Annotated in this window: 17 protein-coding genes; 11 read left to right on the forward strand and 6 right to left on the reverse strand. The window is 56.4% G+C overall.

Features of this window, described 5'->3' with window-relative positions; genetic code table 11:
- The first annotated feature begins 54 nt into the window (after window positions 1–54).
- Complete coding sequence (locus FNL37_RS00135) at window positions 55–648, forward strand: hypothetical protein (RefSeq protein ID WP_244948157.1); 594 nt, start codon at window positions 55–57, stop codon at window positions 646–648.
- Between the two features lie 7 nt (window positions 649–655).
- Here FNL37_RS00135 and FNL37_RS00140 read toward each other — a convergent pair whose 3' ends face one another.
- The 4 genes from FNL37_RS00140 to argH form a co-directional block, all read right to left on the reverse strand.
- Complete coding sequence (locus FNL37_RS00140; protein ID WP_159354738.1) at window positions 656–2,794, reverse strand: cellulose biosynthesis cyclic di-GMP-binding regulatory protein BcsB; 2,139 nt, start codon at window positions 2,792–2,794, stop codon at window positions 656–658.
- A 32-nt stretch (window positions 2,795–2,826) separates the two neighbouring features.
- A complete protein-coding gene (gene bcsA, locus FNL37_RS00145; RefSeq protein WP_015829085.1) occupies window positions 2,827–5,061 on the reverse strand; it encodes a UDP-forming cellulose synthase catalytic subunit in 2,235 nt (744 codons plus the stop codon).
- Window positions 5,062–5,388: 327 nt separating this feature from the next.
- Window positions 5,389–6,246: an alpha/beta hydrolase family protein gene (locus tag FNL37_RS00150; protein WP_159354739.1), complete on the reverse strand. Its 858-nt coding sequence runs from the start codon at window positions 6,244–6,246 to the stop codon at window positions 5,389–5,391.
- 18 nt (window positions 6,247–6,264) lie between these two features.
- The gene (gene argH, locus FNL37_RS00155; protein WP_159354740.1) at window positions 6,265–7,677 is read right to left on the reverse strand and encodes an argininosuccinate lyase; all 1,413 of its coding nucleotides are present in this window, start codon (window positions 7,675–7,677) and stop codon (window positions 6,265–6,267) included.
- A 29-nt stretch (window positions 7,678–7,706) separates the two neighbouring features.
- Between argH and FNL37_RS00160 the strand changes: the two genes are divergently transcribed.
- The 6 genes from FNL37_RS00160 (at window position 7,707) to FNL37_RS00185 (ending at window position 13,718) form a co-directional block, all read left to right on the forward strand.
- Entirely contained in the window at window positions 7,707–8,756 is a 1,050-nt protein-coding gene (locus tag FNL37_RS00160; protein ID WP_159354741.1) for a sensor histidine kinase, read from the forward strand.
- 71 nt (window positions 8,757–8,827) lie between these two features.
- Window positions 8,828–9,568 carry a LytR/AlgR family response regulator transcription factor gene (locus FNL37_RS00165; RefSeq protein ID WP_159354742.1) on the forward strand — a complete coding sequence of 247 codons (741 nt, stop codon included), beginning with the start codon at window positions 8,828–8,830 and terminating at the stop codon, window positions 9,566–9,568.
- 83 nt (window positions 9,569–9,651) lie between these two features.
- Window positions 9,652–10,614: a hydroxymethylbilane synthase gene (hemC, locus tag FNL37_RS00170; protein ID WP_015829080.1), complete on the forward strand. Its 963-nt coding sequence runs from the start codon at window positions 9,652–9,654 to the stop codon at window positions 10,612–10,614.
- Window positions 10,607–11,410, forward strand: coding sequence for a uroporphyrinogen-III synthase (locus FNL37_RS00175; protein ID WP_159354743.1), 804 nt, complete (start codon window positions 10,607–10,609; stop codon window positions 11,408–11,410). The genes hemC and FNL37_RS00175 overlap by 8 nt, the downstream gene beginning before the upstream one ends.
- Window positions 11,411–11,412: 2 nt before the next feature.
- The gene (locus FNL37_RS00180; protein ID WP_015829078.1) at window positions 11,413–12,537 is read left to right on the forward strand and encodes a uroporphyrinogen-III C-methyltransferase; all 1,125 of its coding nucleotides are present in this window, start codon (window positions 11,413–11,415) and stop codon (window positions 12,535–12,537) included.
- Entirely contained in the window at window positions 12,537–13,718 is a 1,182-nt protein-coding gene (locus FNL37_RS00185) for a heme biosynthesis protein HemY (RefSeq protein ID WP_013440856.1), read from the forward strand. Before FNL37_RS00180 ends, FNL37_RS00185 begins: the two co-directional genes overlap by 1 nt.
- A 52-nt stretch (window positions 13,719–13,770) precedes the next feature.
- Here the strand turns inward: FNL37_RS00185 and FNL37_RS00190 are convergent, their stop codons facing one another.
- On the reverse strand, window positions 13,771–14,805 hold the full coding sequence (locus tag FNL37_RS00190) for a CDP-6-deoxy-delta-3,4-glucoseen reductase (RefSeq protein ID WP_013440855.1): 1,035 nt from the start codon (window positions 14,803–14,805) through the stop codon (window positions 13,771–13,773).
- A gap of 188 nt (window positions 14,806–14,993) precedes the next feature.
- Entirely contained in the window at window positions 14,994–15,416 is a 423-nt protein-coding gene (locus FNL37_RS00195; protein ID WP_159354744.1) for an FxsA family protein, read from the reverse strand.
- Between the two features lie 111 nt (window positions 15,417–15,527).
- Here FNL37_RS00195 and cutA point away from each other — a divergent pair, with 111 nt between their 5' ends.
- The 4 genes from cutA (at window position 15,528) to aroQ (ending at window position 18,857) form a co-directional block, all read left to right on the forward strand.
- Complete coding sequence (cutA, locus tag FNL37_RS00200) at window positions 15,528–15,881, forward strand: divalent-cation tolerance protein CutA (RefSeq protein WP_159354745.1); 354 nt, start codon at window positions 15,528–15,530, stop codon at window positions 15,879–15,881.
- Window positions 15,882–15,885: 4 nt separating this feature from the next.
- A complete protein-coding gene (gene dsbD, locus FNL37_RS00205; protein WP_159354746.1) occupies window positions 15,886–17,727 on the forward strand; it encodes a protein-disulfide reductase DsbD in 1,842 nt (613 codons plus the stop codon).
- Between the two features lies 1 nt (window position 17,728).
- Complete coding sequence (locus tag FNL37_RS00210) at window positions 17,729–18,283, forward strand: TlpA family protein disulfide reductase (protein ID WP_159354747.1); 555 nt, start codon at window positions 17,729–17,731, stop codon at window positions 18,281–18,283.
- Between the two features lie 118 nt (window positions 18,284–18,401).
- Window positions 18,402–18,857 (forward strand): type II 3-dehydroquinate dehydratase, encoded by a 456-nt coding sequence (gene aroQ, locus FNL37_RS00215; protein ID WP_159354748.1) that lies wholly within the window; start codon window positions 18,402–18,404, stop codon window positions 18,855–18,857.
- Window positions 18,858–18,876 lie beyond the last annotated feature (19 nt).

Consider the following 18,876-nt stretch of genomic DNA (forward strand, 5'->3'; position numbering starts at 1 on the left):
ACGATGACAGGCTCCGCACAATTACAACAAGGGCATCCGGCACATGAAGCCCGGATGACCATTCAGGTTTTCAGCCACAGCGATGAGGCTTTGCAGCAAGTTCGTCAGCTGGCGCAAGAGGCGGTGACAGAACACACCGGCAGTATCAGCACGGAAGACGCGTACTGGGTCGCCCGCTTTGCCAGTACCGACGCCAGCCTCGAGGCCGCCATCGCCATACAGCGCGCGACTGACCTCTTCAATTTTGATAACGGCAGCCACCCGCCCATACTGTTGGGTATTCATATCGCATACGATGAAAATATCACGGCAGCTCTGCCACCCCCACCAGCGGCTTTTCTGCGTCCGGGGGAAATTCATCTGTCAGAAAGCGCATACCGCGCTATCCACCACGATCAGCCTATCAAATTCAGGACGGTGGATCATGCCAGCACCACCGCCTACAAAGCCATCTGGAAAATGCAGGAGTTCGAGCTGGCAGGCCCCGTGCATCATCAAGGCGCGCCTTCCGTTGGCTTTTTCATCAAGGTCATCCTCATTTGCCTGATCCCGTTTCTGCTGGTGCTTCTGTATACCTGGCGCGAGCCACTGCAGCACGGCTTAAGCTCGCTGGATGGCACGCGCACCATTGATCACCAGCTGGAATAAAGCCACTTTAAACCGGCCGCCCTGCCACACGCTTCTTGCGATACCGGCGCAGCACCACAAACAGGGTGATGGCAAAACCGATGGTCAGCAAAATCACCAGCCCGTAATAGATATAGGGATGGGTGTACAGGTAGGACTGCCAGAATGATTTCTTGCCGGATTTACCTGTGGTGTAGGTGGTTTCAGGCTTGAAGCTTTTCACAATCGCCTTGTCCTCCTGCGAGGCAAGGTCCAGCATGGTCAGCTCGCCCTCGGTCTGCGCCTGCACTTCGGACTTCAGCAAGGCCTCGCTCAGGCTGAGCAGATTTTTCGAATCCCGTGCGGCGAATACCATGCCGGTGCGTCCCGACTCATACGGCGATTCAAACTGCATCAGATAGCCTTGACCTTCGCCCAGCTGGCTCGATTGCACACTGCTGATCAGCACCGGATCTGACGCCCAGTCCCGTACCAGGGCATAAGGCACGGCAGATTTGCCCTTGGTAAAAGGCAGACTCTTGCCGCCCAACGCGGCAGAAATGCTGTCTGGCGACCCCAGCATGATGAAGTCACCCTTCCATGGATTGGCCAGAGCCTTGTCCAGCTGGATGGCATACAAGGGGAAGCCGCTTTTCTGCGTCATCAAACCGATCAGATTCATGGCTGCAGACAGGGTGTTGTCATCGGTCTGGGTCAGCACCACCTTGCTTTCGTAGCCATCCGCCCAGCGCGTAAACGGGAAGCCACTCAGCATGAACAGTTCAAGATTGGGCAGCTCGACAAAGTGCGGCATGTCGGGGAAGCTGAAGGTGGTGTCATCAAACACGGTCAGGAACATATTGCCGGTCAGCATGAGGTCGCATTCTTTCAAGGGCGGATGCAACTCGGTCGCAAACGAAATGCGGTTGCTGCCCGGCTGAAACAGACGCGTGGGGATTTCAATCACGTAATTCTGAAACGAGGCGCCATCCGTATTGCCGAGGTGGATGCCCTTCACGATCTTGCCATTCACCACGATATTCATCGCGGAGGTTTCACGCATGCCGGCGCCATAGGCAAAGTGCAAGGCCAGCTTGGCAGACAGGTTGGGCCGTATCATGAAATCCGGCGGCAAACGGAAATTGATATCCTTGCCGCTGGCGTTGCCACCCTGGAAAGTCGCCGTCGGGAAATTCAGCGCCTTGAGGGTATATTCCTTGCCCGGCTCAATCAGCTCACGTCCACTGTATTCCCTGAGCTTGGGTAACTTGAATTCATACGCGCTCAAGCTGGGCGTGCCGGGAAAGGTCGACATGCTGGCAAAGGTTTCAGCCGCGAGCTTGACGTCATCGACCTGCTTGCCTGTGACCACCACCAGCGCATGTCCGGCATCCTGCCCGCCTCCCGCCTGCGGCAGAGGCAGCATGCTGACATAGCCACCCTGCTCGTGGTCAGCCAAGGCAAGCTTGGACTCGCCCAGCAAGCCCTGGACAGACGCGTGCTTGCCCACCAGGATGTTATCCACCCCTGGTTTCAACTGGCGTGAAACCGTGAAGCTGACCTGGCGGTAATCAAAATGATGCGCCACGCCGGAGGCCACTATCGACAGCGGGTTCAGCAATTCGCCATCCTGGGTATCCGTGACGAGATGCACTTCCGCCTGCGGGAAGACTTTTGGATCAAACAGCAGGGTGCCCACACTGGACAATGCCACGGGTACCGCTTTGTTTTCGTAGTCGATCGCCAGCACCGAGCGCTTGAGGTCTATGGTCGTCCACATATCGGGCGAGCATCCCTTTTCGCAGCCTTTGCTTTCACTATGCTGTGCCACGGCAAAGGAGAGTTTGTTATAGCCTGCGCTCAGATACTGCACAGGCAGATTGAGCTGCACCAGCACATCCGGGCTCAAGGCATCGAGCTTGGTCTGCGCGATGGGCATGCCGTTCAGCTTGACCACCAGCTGGGATTGGCTGGTAATCAGGTTGATGGAGGAAACATAATGCAGGTTCAGCGTCACCTTTTTCACATTCCAGCGATGTGCCAGCGGAATATCCAGCCCCTGCTCATCCCCGGTACATTTCAAGGTGAGCGTGGGCGCTGCAATCAGCTTGTCGAGCTCAACCTGCTGGGTATTGGCATACCCCAGCAGCGGAAACATCCATAAAACGACATACATCCATACTTTCATACGACCCCCGAACTTCCCCATGATTGATTGGTTTATTTTTTTGCGTATTTTCTTTGCAAGGCCATCAGGTACTGCACACCTGATGACGTCATGATTCCGAAGCTTTCCGCCATGCCTTTGATGCCAGACACAAACAGGTGGCCCAGCATTCTGAATGTCTTCTCATTGCGGGTTTTCTTGGCCCAGAAACGCGTCCAGCGCCCGCTATCGCCATACAAATAAGCCACGGCCTGGGCGTAACTCTGCTTGTCCAGCACAAATTCCGTCCCGCAATAAAACACGCCGTTACGCTCAATCACCCGCTTGAACACCGCGTTAAAGACAAATTTCCTGCCATCGCTGCTGGTGGTTTCCAGTATCACCGGGTCCGAGACCTTGGGTGCCTGGGGCAGCTTGACCTTGAACCCCAGGCCCGTGATGGAAAGGTCCATGGTCTCCCCTGTGTATTCGGCATCCCCGCCCGGCAAGCGCATCCTGACAGACTCTTCCACATTGATGCGGTGGAACTGGCGCATCTGCTTGCGCTCCCAGAAGGCACCCAGCGAAATGACCGCCAATACCACATTGTAAGTACACCATACCGCCGTCACGGACAAGGTATCGCGCAGGATAGGATCGGTAAACCAGCTGATGACCCCGGCACCAATCGCCAGGATATTCACCAGGATAATGACAAAAAAGATGGCCGCCAGAGGATTGAGAAAATCCTGCTCCTGCGTGTTGCCCTTGGGCGTGACCTTGAACGAGGGCTTGTGCGGGTTAAAGAGTACGGCGATGACCGCCGGTGCCAGGAAAATCGACTGCACGCTCTCATAAATTTCCGAGAAAAACGGCTGGCGCGCCCGGCCATAAAAGAAATCCATCAGCATGAAAGTCGAGAAGATATACGGCACGGCATAGCTGATGACCTGCGTGAACGACGCAAAGTAAATCTTGAGACTGAGCAGCAGGAACAAGGCGGGCGCGATAAAAAACATCACACGCGCCAGCCCAAAGAACCAGTAAAAGCAGAAGTTGAAATAGCACAAGCGCTGGTGGAAACTCAGCCCTTTGGCCATCAGCGGATTGCTCAGCAGGAATAGCTGCACCATGCCCTGCGCCCAGCGGGTGCGCTGCAGGATGTAATCCTTGTAGCTCTCAGGCGATAGCCCGCACACCATGGGGCGATCCAGATAAATGCTGTTATAGCCCAGGCTGTGCAGGTGAAAGGAGGTTTCGGCATCTTCAGTAATGGTTTTACCGGCAATACCGCCTACTTCCATCACATAGCGGCGACGTAACAATGCAGCCGAGCCACAGAAGTAACTGGAGTTCCAGAAATCCAGCGAACGGTGGATTTCCTTGTAAAACATATCGTTTTCACGATTGGGATTACCCACGCCGATAAGGTTTTTCTCGACGGGCGTGGGATTAATGAAGAAGTGCGGCGTCTGCACCAGAAACAGCTTGGGATCGGCCGCAAAGAAACCCACGGTGCGGCGCAGGATGTCATGGGTGGGCACGTGGTCACAATCCAGCACCAGGAAAAGCTCGCCATGGGTCTGATGCAGGGCATGGTTGAGATTGCCCGCCTTGGCAGCAACATTGGTTTCGCGGGTGATGTAGTTGGCGCCCAGATCCTGCGCCAGCCTGCGCAAGCGGTAATAGCGTGCCCAGGCGACCTCGGCGGTGGCCGGATTATTGCGTTTGTTTATTGTGCTGCCATCGTCGCAGATATGAATACGCAGCTTGTCCTTGGGATAATCAATCTGGCTGGCAGCGATGGTAGTAATGCGGATGATGTCGTCCGACTCATCGTAAGTAGGGATGAAGACATCGACAGTTGGATAGTCTGCCAGATTGGGCGGTAGCTTGAGCGGACGGTTACGCAGAGGCCAGAGATTAAGCAGGATACCCAGCATGTAAATGGTGAGCGAATACACCTCGGCCAGATACAGCAGCGTCATGGCAATGAAATCGAGCGGGCCGGTATAGATCAGGGTTTCGGTGCTGCGCCAGATCAGGTAGCGCAGCGCCAGAAAGCCGGAAAGCAGAATAAACAAAAAGCGCCATGGTGGGCGCTTGGTGACTTGCCATTTGTACATGCACGCCAGAATCACAAACACGCCCCAGGAGAGCATGAGCTGGCGCTGAAGATCAAAGACGTCAATGGATACCTTGAGCAGGTACATCAACAAACTGGCAAACCCCAGTAGCAGCCACCCGATGGAGAGTGATTGACTTTTGGGGTCCTCATTAAAAAATGGGAACAGCGCCTTTGATTTCATTATCTTTTTCTATTAATTCTTAAATATCACAGATGAACCCCTGGATCTCATCTGACGCGGCTGATCTTCCCTACCCCCAGCCTACCCCCAGCCGCACGCCACTTTATCATCAAGCCCGCGATTGCCGATAGCCTGCACAGACATCCACGCTTGCTCAAACAGGAGAACTAGCAACTCTTGTACCGCCCGCTGCAACTTGGGCGCCAAGTTTTAAAATCCTCTAACAATCATCAAGTTAACACAAAAGGCCTGGCGCGGTCACACAGGCAGGCACCCGCCCTTTTGCTACAGATGTGCGAAATTCAGCAAACAATGCACCGCTTTGCCTCAGCTCCGGCCTGTATGGTGATCCAGAAAGTCTGCAATTTGCAGTGGCATGACCTGATGAAAGGCGACACGGTCAAAGCCCGGGGGATCAAGCGCCGGAGCCAGGCCAGGCCGCTGCATCGCCTGCGGAAACGGGCTCAGGAAAGAAAAATGTCCGGCATTCTTTACCTCGTGCCAGCTCACACTCGCTGGCTGCTGCACACCCTTGATCACCAGGTCGGCATGCCATTGCGGGGTAATGTCATCGTGCTCACCGGTGAGGATGAGGATGGGAAGATTAACGGCGCTCAGGGCGCCCTCGGGCAGATAGTAGGCCGTGGCTGGCGCCAGCAGCACCAGGGTAGAGATGCGATCATCAGCCTCCACTGGCACGGCCTCCCGCTCCTGAGTCCAGGGCTGTCCGCCCGCCAGCGCAAGCGCGGTATACGCCCCCAGCGAATGGCCGATAACGGCAATGCGGGTGAAATCAAGATAGGGGGAATACTGCGGATGCGAGGCCAGATGGTCTATGGTCAGCGAGACATGGCGCGGACGATTCTGCAGATTTTGCCAGGTGCCTTTAAGGCTGTTATCTAGCCGATTATTGCCTGGATGCTCCAGCAACACGACCACATAGCCGCGGGCAGCCAAGGCCAGGGCGATGGTGCGATACAAGATCGGCGCCCCACCGCTACCGTGTGAAATCACGACTAGCGGATAAACGCCGGGGGCCACCGGAGCATCCAGCGCCACTTCCATGCTGTAAGGGCCTATCGTGTGTGGCTGCGGAGCCTGGGTGGCAGGGTAAAAAGCAATAACGGGAAAGGTCAGATGCTGGGAAGCATCTGACACGCTGAATGTATGAAATCCGACCGGCATGCCTAGGGCGGCGAGCGCTCAGGCCAAGGCTTGACGGGCGCGGCCTATGGCGAGCCTGACCTGCTCCGGCGCCGTACCGCCAATGTGATTGCGACTGGCAAGCGAGCCCTCCAGCGTCAGCACGGCATAAACATCATCGCTGATCTGGGTGCTGAATTTCTGCAGCTCGGCCAAAGGCAGGTCTGACAGGTCGCAGCCTTTTTCCACCGCATAACGCACTGCCAGCGCCACCACTTCATGGGCATCGCGGAAAGGCGTGCCTTTTTTCACCAGATAGTCGGCAAGGTCGGTGGCGGTAGCAAAGCCTTCGCTGGCCGCAGCGCGCATGGCGGCCTTGTCCACCTTGATACCACGCAGCATGTCGGCATAAATCTGCAAGGTCACCAGGATGGTATCGGCGGTGTCAAACAAGGGTTCCTTGTCTTCCTGATTATCCTTGTTGTAAGCCAGTGGCTGGCTTTTCATCAAGGTGAGCAGTGCCACCAGATGGCCATTCACGCGCCCCGTCTTGCCACGTACCAGCTCGGGTACGTCAGGATTTTTTTTCTGCGGCATGATGCTGGAGCCGGTACAGAAGCGATCGGCAATATCGATAAAGCCAAAGCGCGGGCTGGACCACAAAATCAGCTCTTCGGAAAAGCGCGACAGATGGGTCATCAGCAGCGCCGCAGCGGCGGTAAATTCAATGGCAAAATCACGGTCGGATACGGCGTCGAGCGAGTTCTGGCAGACCGCATCAAAGCCCAGTTGCTGCGCGACGTATTCACGATCTATCGGGTAGCTGGTGCCCGCCAGCGCGGCGGCGCCCAGCGGCAGGCGATTGATACGCTTGCGCGCATCGGCAAAACGCTCAGCATCGCGCTGTAACATCTCGAAATAAGCCAGCAGGTGATGACCAAAGGTCACCGGCTGGGCCACTTGCAAATGGGTAAAGCCAGGCATCACGGTATCACTATGAGCTTCGGCCAGATCCAGCAGCGAAGCCTGCAGGCCACGAATGCCAGCGATCACATCATCGGTGGTGGCGCGCAGCCACAAGCGCACATCGGTGGCCACCTGGTCATTGCGTGAGCGGCCTGTGTGCAGGCGCTTGCCTGCATCGCCTATCTTGTCGGTCAGGCGCTTCTCAATATTCAAATGCACATCTTCCAGATCCAGCAACCACTCAAATTCGCCGGCGCGAATCTCCTGCAGGATAGAGGCCAGCCCCTGCTCAATGGCGCTGACATCCTCATGGCTGATAATGCCCTGCTTGCCCAGCATGCGGGCGTGGGCGAGCGACCCCTGAATATCAAACTCGGCCAGGCGTTTGTCGAAATCCACCGATGCCGTGTAGCGCTTGACTAGCTCGGCGACCGGCTCGTTAAAGCGGCCGGACCAGGCTTTGTCTTTTGCATCGAGTGAATTGGGGGTGCGGGATTGTTCTTGCATGAGACGTTTTCGTTAAGAATAATGAGCTTATGACAAGTATAAAGCAAAAGCCCGGCCTTACGCTCACTGCGACCGCGGCGGGGGCGCTGCAGAAACTGCCGGATTTTCGTAATCCCGGCATCGCCTTGCGCATCCTGTTACTGGTCAATCTGCTCATGCTGCTCTCTGCTGCAGTGCAAAACACCAGCTTGTCGGCAACGCTCAGCCACTTCACCGAACAATCGGCGTTTGGTCAGCCAGCCTTGTTGCTGAGCTTGCTCGTGCTTTATCTGGCATACCCATGGCTTTTACGGCTGCGGTACAGCCTGGCGATGCTGCTGGCAGGGGGAAGCGCCATGCTGGTGGTGACCTTGCTGTACCTCGCGGGCACGCAGATACTGGGCATGGATGCCCTGCCGCCTCTAACCAGAATCTGGCTACTGAGCCTGAGTGCCTGCCTGATCACCGCTTACTACCTGCATCTGCGTTACCGGGCTATGTCGCCCGCGATGGCCGAGGCACGTTTGCAGGCATTGCAGGCGCGCATACGCCCACACTTTCTGTTCAACAGCCTGAATGCTGTGCTATCGCTGGTGCGCAGCCAGCCACAGCGGGCAGAAGCCGCCCTGGAAGACATGGCGGAACTGTTCCGTGTATTGATGGCGGACAATCGCGAACTGGTGCCCCTGGCACAGGAAATCAGCCTGTGCCGCCAATACCTGGCACTGGAAAAACTGCGGCTGGATGAGCGCCTGCTCGTCACATGGCAAATGGATACCATGCCGCCCGATGCCATGGTGCCGCCGCTGGTGTTGCAACCATTACTGGAGAATGCGGTTTACCATGGCATAGAGCCGCTGAGCGAAGGCGGCGAGATCATCATCAAGATTTACACTGTGCATAATGATGTACACCTGCTGCTCTCAAACCCGCTGGCTCCCGAGCAGAACCGCACCTCGGGCAACAAAATGGCGCTGGCCAATATCAGGGAGCGCCTGGCCTTGCACTTCGATGTCGCCGCCACACTCTCCAGTTCTGTGCGTGATGGCCGTTATGAAGTGCATATCGTGTTGCCTTACCAGCGCCATCGCCATGGCTGACACACGCTATTGAAATGAGAAATGGCACGATGCCAAACAACTGGATTTCAAGATGCAGTTACCACTGAACCATGGTTGATCAAGCCGTCACGCTCATCATCGCCGACGACGAGGCGCCTGCACGCAACCGCCTGCGCGAGCTGCTGGCCGACATGCCCGGCGTCAGCATTGCTGGAGAAGCACGCCATGGGGCCGAGGCCATTGCCCTGGCGCAGCAAAGCGGAGCCAATCTGGTGTTGCTGGATATCCGCATGCCGCAGATGGATGGCATAGAAGCGGCTGCCCATCTGCAGAAAATGTCCTCGCCCCCCGCGATCATATTCACCACCGCTTACGATGCTTACGCGCTGCAGGCATTTGACATGAGTGCCATCGATTACCTGCTAAAGCCCATCCGCCGCGAACGGCTGCTCACCGCCATCAACAAGGCTCGCGCCCTGCTGCCAGCGCAACTGGCGGCTATACGCCCCATGCAGCCCCAGCGTAGCCATTTCAGCATCAGCGAGCGCGGACGTGTCTTGCTGGTTCCGGTCAACGAGGTGATCTATCTGCGTGCAGAGCTGAAATACACCACCTTGCGCACGGCACAGCATGAATACCTGATCGAAGACAGCCTCAACAGCATAGAGCAGGAATTTGGCGAACGTTTTTTGCGGCTGCATCGTAACTGCCTGGTCAATCCGCACTATCTGCTTGGGTATCAGAAAATGGCGGAGGGGGAGCACCAATGGGTTGCGCTGCTGAAAGGCATTCCGGAAACCGTGGGCGTCAGTCGGCGGCAACTGCACCTGCTTAAATATCTGGCAGGCTGACCAGACGCACAAAGCGGTCATCATCCGTATGTTAAAATAGCGTTTTATTCGATTTTTCGGGCGTTGCGCCCCGCCAGCCCACTATGACTTCGACTTCCCCCATCAGCATCCCAGAAAAACTTGTTATTGCCTCGCGTGAGAGTGCGCTGGCCATGTGGCAGGCACGCCACATCCAGGCTCGCTTGCAGGCGCTGTACCCCAGCACGCAGGTAGAAATTCTGGGCATGACGACCACCGGCGACCAAATTCTGGATTCCCCGCTGGCACGCATTGGCGGCAAGGGGCTGTTTGTAAAAGAGCTGGAGCAGGCATTGGCCGATGGCCGCGCCGATCTGGCGGTGCACTCGATGAAAGATGTGCCCATGCATTTGCCCGAAGGCTTTGCCATGGCAGCGATAGGCGAACGCGAAGACCCACGGGATGCTTTTGTATCGAATGATTACCCATCGCTGGAAGCCTTGCCTGCGGGCAGCATCGTCGGTACCTCCAGCCTGCGCCGCCAGAGCCAGTTGCAAGCGCGCTTTCCGCATCTGGTGATTGAGTCCCTGCGCGGCAATCTGCAAACCCGCCTGCGCAAACTGGATGAAGGCCAATATGCGGCCATCATTCTGGCAGCCGCGGGCCTGATACGTTTGGGCCTGGGTAATCGTATTGCGCAAACCATTGCGCCAGAAGACAGTATTCCCGCCGTGGGCCAGGGTGCGCTGGGGATTGAAATCAACGCAGCGCGTACCGATCTGTTAACGGTATTGGCGCCCCTGAACCACGCGGATACAGCCGCCTGCGTGGAAGCCGAGCGCGGCATGAGCCGGGCGCTGGCCGGCAGCTGCACGGTGCCGCTGGGGGCTTATGCCACCAAGCAGGGCGAGAACATCACCATCCATGGCTTCGTCGCCAGTGTAGATGGCAAACAGATGCTGCGTGCCGAAGCCACAGGAAATGCGGCCCAGCCTGAACTATTGGGCCAGCAGCTAGCCCAATCCCTGATTGCAAGGGGCGCAGACAAGATTCTGCAGGCGCTCGCTGAACAAAGCGCGCATGGCTGATTTACCACTGAGCAGTGTGGCATTGACAGGGTTGTCGGTGGCGATCACCCGGCCGTTGGATCAGGCCACGCGCTTGTCGCGCTTGATCGTGGAAGCAGGCGGAACGCCCTATGGCTTTCCGCTGATTGAAATTGCCCCGCTGGCAGATTACAGCGCATTTGATGCCCAGCTGCATGAGCTCGGCAAGTACGATTGGACTATTTTTATCAGCAGTAATGCGGTTCAGAATGCCATACCAAGGATGCTGAATCTGATAGGCCAGCCGCCAGCCACATTGCGGCATGCTGCCATTGGCCCGGTCACCGCTGCCGAACTGACCAGCCTGGGCATCGTGCCAGTGCTAACGCCACAAGGCAGGTATGATAGTGAATCGCTACTGGCACTCCCCGAGATGCAACAGGTAAAGGGGCAACGGTTTTTGATTTTCCGTGGAGTGGGTGGCCGGGAACTGTTGGCAGAGAGCCTGCGAGCCCGCGGGGCTACTGTGGATTTTGCCGAGTGCTACCGCCGCATCAACCCGCAAGCCAGCGCAGAGCCACTGGAACAGCGTTGGCAACAACAGCAGCTTGATGCCGTTGTAGTCACCAGCAGTGAAGCCATGCGCCATTTGCTGAACATGACGAATAACGGACAGCACGCCTGGATACGCGATGTGACACTGTGTGTGAATCATGCACGCATTGCCGAACTGCCCATTGAGCTTGGATTGCACGTCATCGTGGCAGAAGCGCCGGGAGACGATGCCATGCTGCAATGCCTGAATACTGTAGCCCTCTTGAAACAACAACGACACTGAATATGAGCGAACAACCCACGCCTTCCCAGCCAGCTGAAACGCCCGCCATAGCGACCTCCAACGTGCCTGCACAAGAGGTCTTGCAGGAAGAGGTTGCGCCCTCTGCGACCAGCAACAACTGGCTGACCCAGCTTGCGCTCGTCATCGCGCTGGCAGCGGCGATTGCCATGGCATGGCAGTGGTATCACGCGCGCCAGCGTTTCGCCGTGCTGGAGCAGGAGCTATCGCAAAAACTTGAGCAATTCAATGGCGTGAACCAGCAAGCCCTGGCCCTGGCCCGCAATGCCGATGAGCGCAGCACCGAAGTCAGTGCCCGCGCCTCGCTGTTTGAGCAAAAACTGGCGGAATCACGCGATCAGGCCGAAGCCTTGCAGACGCTTTACCTGGAGCTTGCCAACAATCGCGAGGAACGCACGATTGCCGAAGTTGAGCAATTGATCATCATCGCCAACCAGCAGCTGCAGCTGGCCGGCAATATCAAGCCCGCCCTGCTGGCCCTGCAAACTGCGGATACCCGCTTGCAGCATCTGGATAGCGGCCAGGTCGTGCAGTTGCGCAAATCCATAGGCCAGGATATTCAGCGCCTGCAAAACATGCCGCAAGTCGACACAGTAGGCATCAGCCTGAAACTGGAAAACCTGGCGGAATCCGTCGGCACGCTGCCTTTGGTAAGCGAGCGCCATCCACAATCCGCGCCAGCGCTGGCTCCTGAATGGGACAGCAATCCATGGCGGCGCCTGGCCCAGGAGGTATGGCAGGACTTGCGCACCATGATCCGTCTGGAGCGTATCGACCGGCCGGAACCGCCATTGCTGGCCCCGGAGCAGAATTTCTTCCTGCGCGAAAACATCAAGCTGCATTTGCTGACAGCACGCATTGCCCTGCTACAACATGATGAAGCGACCTATCGGGCAGATCTGCAAGCCGCCGAAAAATGGTTGAAAAGCCATTTTGACCCGCGAGATAGTGGCACACAGCTGGCGTTAAACATCCTGAAAGAGCTTTCTTCCAAGGAAATCGTGATTGACCTGCCTGATGTGAACGAAAGCCTGTCGCTTGTCAGCAAGTACAAACTTTCGCTGGAACGCCTGAGCACACCAGCAAAAAGCAACACGGAGCGTAAATAGTGCGTTGGCTGTTCTGGATTTTACTGATTCTGGGGCTGGCGGTAGGCATCTCGCTGCTGGCAGTCAATAATCAAGGGTATGTGCTGATCGTACGGCCGCCTTACCGCATGGAGCTATCGCTCAACCTGCTGCTGGTGATGATACTGGGCGGCTTTATCAGCCTGCACCTCTTGTTGCGGCTGATTCAATACACGCGCCATCTGCCAGCCAGTGTTCGCAGCTATAAGGAAGAACGCCGCATTCGCCTGGGCCGTGCCGCCTTGAGTGAAGGCCTGCAATCGCTGGCGGAAGGCCGCTATCTGCTCGCCGAAAAGGCAGCGAATAAAGCCCTGGCTCTGGAAGAAAATCCAGGCTTGTCCACGCTGGTGGCTGCGCGGGCCGCGCACAAGCTCAAAAACAAATCGCAGCGCGATTTTTATCTGGCCGAGGCCGAACGCATTGCGCCAGATGCTGCCGTTGCCCGCCTGCTTTACCAGGCCGAATTCATGCTGGATGACCGCCGTTACAACGAAGCATTGAATGTACTGCACAAGCTGGACAAACTGGAATCCAAGTACCCACCCGCCTTGCGCCTGGAGTTGAAAGCCCAGGTGCACCTGAAAAACTGGGAACAGGTGCTGGTAACCCTGCGCCGCCTGGAAAAGCATGATGCGATTGAAAGCTGGCATTTGCGCGAACTGCGTCAACAGGCGCATACCCATCTCTTGCAACGTCTGGCAGACGATCTGGACAAGCTGAATGCCTACTGGAAAAAGATGCCGGAAGAGGATCGGCTGAACAACCGCATCGCCTGTATTGCCGCTCAGACCTTTATTCAGGCAGGTGCTGGTGACCAGGCTGCGGAAATTGTAGAAATGAGCCTGACCAAAGGCTGGGATAGCAAGCTGGCGGGAATGCTGGGCGACTGCCTGTCCTCACAACCGCAAAAGCAGCTGCAACAGGCCGAACACTGGTTGCTGAGCCATGAAAATGACGCAGACCTGCTACGCTCATTGGGCAATTTGTGTGTACGCCTGAGTTTATGGGGCAAGGCGCAGAGTTACTTTGAGGCCAGCCTTAGCGTAAAACCAAGTGCCGCCACCCATCTGGCACTGGCGCGCCTGTTGGACGAGCGCGGCGAGACAGAAGCGGCCAATCACCAATTCCGTCTTAGCACGCAATTCTGTCCGGGGTTCGAATAAGGGCAGTGCCGCTCGGCCAACTGCCCGTTGAGTTAAGGCTTGCGCCTCAGGATCATGCTGCCGCAGGCTTGGGCGGAGGATTGGAGAAGGTAAACGCGTCCGAAAAGAACTCGTCTTCTGGCAAGCCCTTCAGCTGGAAAGCCTGATGGGCAACATCCACCATCTGCGGCGCGCCACAGCAATACACCTGATACGCACTCAGATCGGCAAAGTCTTCCAATACGGCTTCATGCACCAAACCACGCCGGCCTTGCCAGCCGTCTTCGTCCTTGGGCTCGGATAATACCGGCACGTAACTGAAAAGATTGGATTCCTCCAGCCAGCGCATGGGCAGTTCCGGCATGTAAAGGTCTTCCAGAGAGCGAGCCCCCCAGTACAGCACCATCTTGCGAGGCGTTTTCTGATGCAGGATATGCTCGATAATGCCTTTGATAGGCGCAAAACCGGTACCACCTGCGACGAAAATGATGGGCTTCTCATGATCCTCACGCAGGTAAAAACTGCCAAATGGCCCTTCCAGACGCAAAATGGCTTTTTCCTGCATTTCGTTGAAAACGTATTCGGTGAAGGTCCCGCCCGGAATCAGGCGCAGATGCAATTCCAGTAATTCATCATGATGCGGCGCATTCGCCAGAGAAAAGGCGCGGCGCTTGCCGTCTTTAAGCAGAAATTCTATGTATTGGCCAGCCAGAAACTGCATGCGCTCGTTGCTGGGCAGCTTCAAGTACAAGGCCATCACATCGTGTGACAGCTTTTCCATTTTCTGCACGCGGGCCGGCATGATACGAGGCCGTATGCCATTGCTGCCTGTGGCTTCGCGGCATTCAATAACCAGATCGGTTTGCGGAACCGCACAGCACAGCAGTGCCAGGCCATTGGCCTTGTCGGCATCCGTCAGGGCGGAGGCCTGATGATCGTTATGGCTCACTTCTCCTTGCAGCACTTTGCCTTTGCAGGCGCCACAGGCACCGTTACGGCAACCATAGGGCAAGCCCAGGCCCGCATCAATGGCGGCGCTCAATACGGTGGCGTCGCCTTCAACAACAAAGCTATGGCCGCTAGGCTTGACTGTTACTTGGTGAGACATGCGTTCAGTTCCTGATTCTACAATGATGAAAGTGGCATCAAGTCTGGTCGGCCCTGCGACCACAAAGAATTAATGCACACAAAAACAAACCATTAGGTGAGGCGCGAGTTTAACACAAGCCTTGGATCAAGCTGCATGCCGACCTGCAAACAGAGCTTGCATAGCCCCAGGGCATTGCAGGATTGTCATTAATCTTCGCGGGTATATTCACCCTCAATAACATCATCATTCGCGGCTGGTGGCCTGCGGCTCTGGCGAGGCTCTGCCTGTACCGTTTCATCAAAAACATCCGGCTTGGCCGAGGGCAGTAGCAGCAGAATCACGGCAATGGCATCAGTCACCACGCCTGGAACAATCAGCAAGATGCCGGCGAGCATGTTTTTGGCACCACTGAACAAAGCGCGGGCGGGGGCGCCACCCTGGCTCAGGGTTTGGGTCATGCGCCCCAGCATCATCAGCTTTTCGTCCTGTATCAAACGCCAGCCCAGAATGGCGACCACCACCAGGTAAACCAGTACCCAAACGCCATAGCGCCCGGCCAGTTCTATCAATAACCATATCTCGACAACGGGGAATGCGAGTAAAATCAGCAGCAGCAAGGGTAAAGGCATATAAACGGTACTTTAAAAATAGCGAAGCAAGGGTCTGACGTCGCGTCATCGCGCTTGTTCCCTTGTAAATGATGCTTCACGTGGATATTTCAAGTCGGGGATGCTGACATCATGTCACATGACACCTTATCAAATGCAGTCACGGCCAGCGAGGCGATTCTGGTACTGACCAATATGCCGGATCAAACGTCGGCGAACAGCTTGGCCGCGTCCCTGGTCAACGCGCGGCTGGCGGCCTGCGTCAATATTCTGGCGCCCTGCACTTCGGTCTATCGCTGGCAGGGCAAAGTCGAAACTGCCAATGAAATCCCCTTGTTGATCAAAACATGTCGCACGCAATATGCCGCCTTGCAGCAAGCCATTGTGCAGCAGCATCCTTACGAACTTCCCGAAATCCTCTGTGTCCCAATCAGCACTGGATTGCCTGCCTACCTGGCGTGGCTTAACGAGGAAACGACGGCCTGACCCCATGAAACACCTTTTGAACGCGCTGCTGATGTTATGCAGCCTCCTCCCCGCCCTGTCCAGCGCACCCGCTACCGCCGCGCCGCTCAGCAGCAAGCTGGCGCTCTTTACCAGCGACGATGATGGCATACTGCCGCCTGATGAAGCCTTCAAGCTGGAAGTGGGCTCGATACGGCAGGATACCCTGCAAGCCGTTTTCCAGATTGCTCCCGGTCATTACATTTACCGGGATCGCATCAAGTTTTCCAGTGCAACCCCGGGCGTGACGGTCACCGATACCAGCTTGCCCCCAGGGGAATCCAAAAAAGATCCCACCTTTGGTACTACCTATGTTTTTCACCGTGAAGCCGAGGCCAAACTGCAACTCGCGTTCAGCGGCGATGTTCCTGCCATTCTCAAGCTCAATGCGACCTACCAGGGCTGTAGTGAAAAAGGCCTGTGCTATCCGCCTATCCATAAAACGCTGGATGTGAGTCTGGGTGGGGACGGCACCGACCAAACCTCTATAGCAACTCCACCCGAGCAGGATCGTATTGCAGGTCTGCTGGGTAGCGGAAAACTATGGTTGATACTGAGCGGCTTTTTTGGCATAGGTCTGCTGCTTGCCTTCACGCCCTGCATGTTGCCCATGATTCCTATCCTCTCCGGCATTATCGTCGGCAGCAAGTCGCATAATCATGGAGGGAAAGGTCACGCCATCCTGTTATCCGCCGCCTATGTGTTCGGCATGTCTCTCAGCTACACCTTGGCAGGCATCGCCGCCGGCCTGTCCGGGCAACTGCTGAGCAACGCCCTGCAGACCCCATGGGTGCTGGGAGCCACGGCACTACTGTTCGTCCTGCTCGCGCTTTCCATGTTCGGCTTTTATGAAATCCGCATGCCGCAGTCACTGGCAGATCGCCTGACCGGTACCCACAGCCGTATCCGCGGTGGGCATTTTGTCGGGGTGTTTCTGATGGGCGTAGTATCTGCGCTGATTGTGAGCCCGTGTGTGGCCGCCCCATTGGCGGGCGCCCTGTTGTATATCAGCCAGACGCGCGATGTCTGGCTGGGTGGTGGCGCCTTGTTTGCGCTATCGCTGGGCATGGGCTTGCCACTGCTATTGATCGGCGCTTCGGCAGGCAGCCTGTTACCGAAAGCGGGCCCGTGGATGGAACGCATACGGCAACTTTTTGGCGTGGTCATGCTCTATGTCGCCTTGCTGCTGATCAGCCCGGTGATTCCATTACCCGTGCAGATGGCATTGTGGGCGGCCCTGCTGATAGTACCTGCCATCTTTCTGCATGCGCTTGATCGCTTGCCGGAAACGGCGACGGGTTGGCAACGCGTGTGGAAGGGGCTGGGGATTATTCTGCTGCTGCTGGGCGTGATGATGCTGATAGGCGCATTCAGCGGGGCAAGATCTCCCCTGCAGCCGTTCTCGGGATTTAATGCCGTCAGTCTGCAAAAAACCTCCTCAGCCCCTGCACTGCCCTTCAAACGCATTCATAGTCTGGGAGAGCTGCAGCAATCGCTGGCTGATGCCAAAGGCAAGATCGTAATGCTGGATTTTTATGCGGATTGGTGCGTTGCCTGCAAAGAGCTCGAACAGTTCACCTTTAGCGACCCACGGGTACAGCAATCCCTCGAGAATGTTGTGATACTTCAAGCGGATGTTACCCAGAATACGCCCGCAGATGCCGCTTTGCTGCAACGTTTCCAGCTGTTCGGCCCGCCTGCCATCCTGTTTTTCCATGGGCAGGATCAACGTGATCCTAAACTCAAGCTGATTGGCTATCAGAATAGCGAGCAATTCTTGCGCGCACGCCATACGCTGGGCTGTGAAACCGGCATCGCCTATTGCTGATATGAAAATTTCCCGGCGCGCCCTGTTCATCCTTGCCTTGCTGCTGATTGCCGCAGGCGCGTATTCGCTGGTCAGCCGCTGGCAAGAGGCCGGCTTCAGCCAGGATCATCCCGCTGCCAGCAGCGCCCGCTTTTTTGCCGTGATATTGCCCGATGTCAAAGGTACCATGCAGCCGATGTCCGAATTGCGAGGACGGATTCTGGTGGTAAATTTCTGGGCAAGCTGGTGTCCGCCCTGCCGTGAAGAAATGCCCGAGCTAAGCGAACTTCAGGCGATGTACCGCGATCAAGGCCTGCTCGTGCTGGGCATTGCCGCCGAAGATCAGGAAAGTGTAAATCAGTTTGCCAGTGAGTCGCCGGTAGGCTATCCTCTTTTCGCAGCGGATACAGAAGCTGGCCCCTTGAGCTATAGTCTGGGCAACCATCGCAGCGTCTTGCCTTACACTGTCGTTATTGATCGCGATGGTCATATCGTCAAAACATACTTTGGCCGTATCACGCGCCATTTGCTCGAACAAACCGTCAAGCCCTTACTGCAAGCCAGCACCGCCCCTTAGAAGTTTTCAAAAACATCTAAATTCCGTAAATTTCGTCAATTCACTGGACAATATCCCCCAATTTACGGCAAACTTGCTGCCATGAAAGCGCGTCTCCGGTCCTCCGAATCCCACTGCCATGGTTGCTGATACGATTCATTCCATCCTCGTATTGCATGGTCCCAACCTCAATATGCTGGGGTTGCGCGAACCTGACCATTACGGCAACGATACTCTTCAGGCGATCAACCAGCGCCTGCAGGAGCAGGCCGATACGCATGGCGTCACCCTGACAACGTTTCAGAGCAATGCCGAGGCGGAGCTGATTGCACGGATTCATGATCTCGCGCGAAATCCTGTCGATTTTGTGATCATCAACCCGGCTGCCTTCACCCACACCTCGGTCGCCCTGCGCGATGCCCTGTCCGCTGTCAAAGTACCGTTTATCGAAGTTCACCTTTCCAACGTACACGCCCGTGAATCCTTCCGCCATCATTCGTATTTTTCGGATATCGCAGTCGGTGTCATCAGCGGGCTTGGCGCACATGGTTATTCTCTGGCGCTGGATTACGCCATCCGCCGTTTACAACATTAACTACCAACATAACCGCATG

It is taken from the genome of Methylovorus glucosotrophus, assembly GCF_009858335.1.
GTDB classification, from domain to species: domain Bacteria; phylum Pseudomonadota; class Gammaproteobacteria; order Burkholderiales; family Methylophilaceae; genus Methylovorus; species Methylovorus glucosotrophus.

Bases quoted from the DNA above. Each gene is read 5' to 3' on its own strand.
- FNL37_RS00210 (WP_159354747.1), top strand. From the start codon at position 17,729: ATGAAAATTTCCCGGCGCGCCCTGTTCATCCTTGCCTTGCTGCTGATT.
- FNL37_RS00150 (WP_159354739.1), bottom strand. From the start codon at position 6,246: ATGCCGGTCGGATTTCATACATTCAGCGTGTCAGATGCTTCCCAGCAT.
- bcsA (WP_015829085.1), bottom strand. From the start codon at position 5,061: ATGAAATCAAAGGCGCTGTTCCCATTTTTTAATGAGGACCCCAAAAGT.
- FNL37_RS00180 (WP_015829078.1), top strand. From the start codon at position 11,413: ATGAGCGAACAACCCACGCCTTCCCAGCCAGCTGAAACGCCCGCCATA.
- FNL37_RS00135 (WP_244948157.1), top strand. From the start codon at position 55: ATGACCATTCAGGTTTTCAGCCACAGCGATGAGGCTTTGCAGCAAGTT.
- FNL37_RS00175 (WP_159354743.1), top strand. From the start codon at position 10,607: ATGGCTGATTTACCACTGAGCAGTGTGGCATTGACAGGGTTGTCGGTG.
- cutA (WP_159354745.1), top strand. From the start codon at position 15,528: ATGTCACATGACACCTTATCAAATGCAGTCACGGCCAGCGAGGCGATT.
- FNL37_RS00195 (WP_159354744.1), bottom strand. From the start codon at position 15,416: ATGCCTTTACCCTTGCTGCTGCTGATTTTACTCGCATTCCCCGTTGTC.
- FNL37_RS00190 (WP_013440855.1), bottom strand. From the start codon at position 14,805: ATGTCTCACCAAGTAACAGTCAAGCCTAGCGGCCATAGCTTTGTTGTT.
- FNL37_RS00160 (WP_159354741.1), top strand. From the start codon at position 7,707: ATGACAAGTATAAAGCAAAAGCCCGGCCTTACGCTCACTGCGACCGCG.
- FNL37_RS00140 (WP_159354738.1), bottom strand. From the start codon at position 2,794: ATGAAAGTATGGATGTATGTCGTTTTATGGATGTTTCCGCTGCTGGGG.
- aroQ (WP_159354748.1), top strand. From the start codon at position 18,402: ATGGTTGCTGATACGATTCATTCCATCCTCGTATTGCATGGTCCCAAC.
- argH (WP_159354740.1), bottom strand. From the start codon at position 7,677: ATGCAAGAACAATCCCGCACCCCCAATTCACTCGATGCAAAAGACAAA.
- FNL37_RS00165 (WP_159354742.1), top strand. From the start codon at position 8,828: ATGGTTGATCAAGCCGTCACGCTCATCATCGCCGACGACGAGGCGCCT.
- dsbD (WP_159354746.1), top strand. From the start codon at position 15,886: ATGAAACACCTTTTGAACGCGCTGCTGATGTTATGCAGCCTCCTCCCC.
- hemC (WP_015829080.1), top strand. From the start codon at position 9,652: ATGACTTCGACTTCCCCCATCAGCATCCCAGAAAAACTTGTTATTGCC.